Genomic DNA, 1,435 nt, shown 5'->3' on the forward strand with positions numbered 1-1,435 from the left:
TAGTACTACAGTTGCGTTTGATTTGAAATCATGATTCACTTCCCGCATTTGACGGGAGGGAGTTGAATGTCGGTTGCGAGTTGGTCCGGGTCGGTTCTGGCGTGGCATCGTGATCTCGATGCCTTGAAGGTACGGTTGGGTCCGGTGTTTGGTCGCCGAGAATTGCGTGCATCATGCGGTGCTTTTCTGGATGGCCTGTTGTCGGGAGTGGAGCGCAAGACTGGCTGGCTGATGGCTGAACAGGCCGGGCTGGAGCGCCCTTATCGGATGCAATCGCTGCTGGGGCGCAGCCATTGGGATGCCGACGCGTTGCGCGACATGGTTCGTGCCTATGCAATCGAGGCACTCGGTGATGATGCGGATGGCGTCCTGGTGGTCGATGAGACCGGATTCCTGAAGAAAGGCGCCCATTCGGTCGGTGTCGCGCGACAATATTCCGGCACGGCCGGCCGCATCGAGAACTGCCAGGTCGGTGTTTTCCTGGCTTATGCGAGCCGCTACGGTCAGGCCCTGATCGACCGGCAGCTTTATCTGCCGAAGGAGTGGGCTGAAGATGAAGCGCGCCGTGCTTCTGCCCACATCCCGCAGAAGCAGGTCTTCGCGACCAAACCGGCCATTGCAGCCAGGCTCATTGCCGATGCGCTGGATGCCGGCGTGCCTTGCGCCTGGGTCTTGGCCGATGCGCTTTATGGTTCGGATTCCAAGCTGCGCCGGATGCTGGAAAGCCGCGGCCAGCCTTATGTTCTGGCGGTTCGCTCCAATCATTGCCTGCGCTTCGTCCGTGAGCAACGCTTCGAGCAAACCGATCCGGAGACGATGGCCGCGGAACTGGGGGCACAAGCCTGGTCCAGCCATGCGGCCGGTGAAGGCGCCAAGGGCCTCCGGCTCTATGACTGGGCCCGTATTCCTCTCGGCTCTCGTGCGGATGCGCAATGGGAACGCTGGCTTCTGATCCGTCGCAGCCGGCGAGAACCCCATGCGCGCGCCTATTATTTTGTCTTCGCGCCGGCCGGTACGGAACTGAGCGAACTGGCTGGCGCGGCCGGGCTGCGTTGGACGGTGGAAGAGTGCTTCCAGCGCGCCAAGGACGACCTCGGCCTGGATCATTGCGAAGCGCGCTCCTGGCATGCCTGGAACCGGCACATGACGCTCGTCATGGCAGCCGCAGCCTTCCTCGCCAAGCTCGGCGCCGACCTACGCCGCACCGCCGCTGGCAAACCGAACGAAACGAGTCCAAACCCGCCAATCGCCGCCTGACCAACACCCTGGCGCTCGTGCCCAGCGTCGCAGAGATCCGCTATCTGATCAAACGTCTCCTGCTGCCGCCGCCGATCAGAGTGCGGTCTATTCTCGCATGGTCTCTCTGGCGACGGGCACATCAGGCTTCCGCCATGATCTCGCACTATAAAACAAGAAATCAAACGCAACTGTAGTA

Annotated in this window: 1 protein-coding gene; it reads left to right on the forward strand. The window is 61.6% G+C overall.

Annotated elements, in window-relative coordinates; all coding sequences use genetic code 11:
* The first annotated feature begins 66 nt into the window (after window positions 1-66).
* Window positions 67-1,257: an IS701 family transposase gene (locus ACFFP0_RS30980; protein WP_377266083.1), complete on the forward strand. Its 1,191-nt coding sequence runs from the start codon at window positions 67-69 to the stop codon at window positions 1,255-1,257.
* Window positions 1,258-1,435: the final 178 nt, after the last annotated feature.

Origin of the sequence: Neorhizobium puerariae, from assembly GCF_042429745.1 — a bacterium.
Lineage (GTDB): Bacteria > Pseudomonadota > Alphaproteobacteria > Rhizobiales > Rhizobiaceae > Neorhizobium > Neorhizobium puerariae.

What these genes read in the sequence shown, in the direction of transcription:
- ACFFP0_RS30980 (WP_377266083.1), top strand. Translation starts at nt 67, where the DNA reads ATGTCGGTTGCGAGTTGGTCCGGGTCGGTTCTGGCGTGGCATCGTGAT.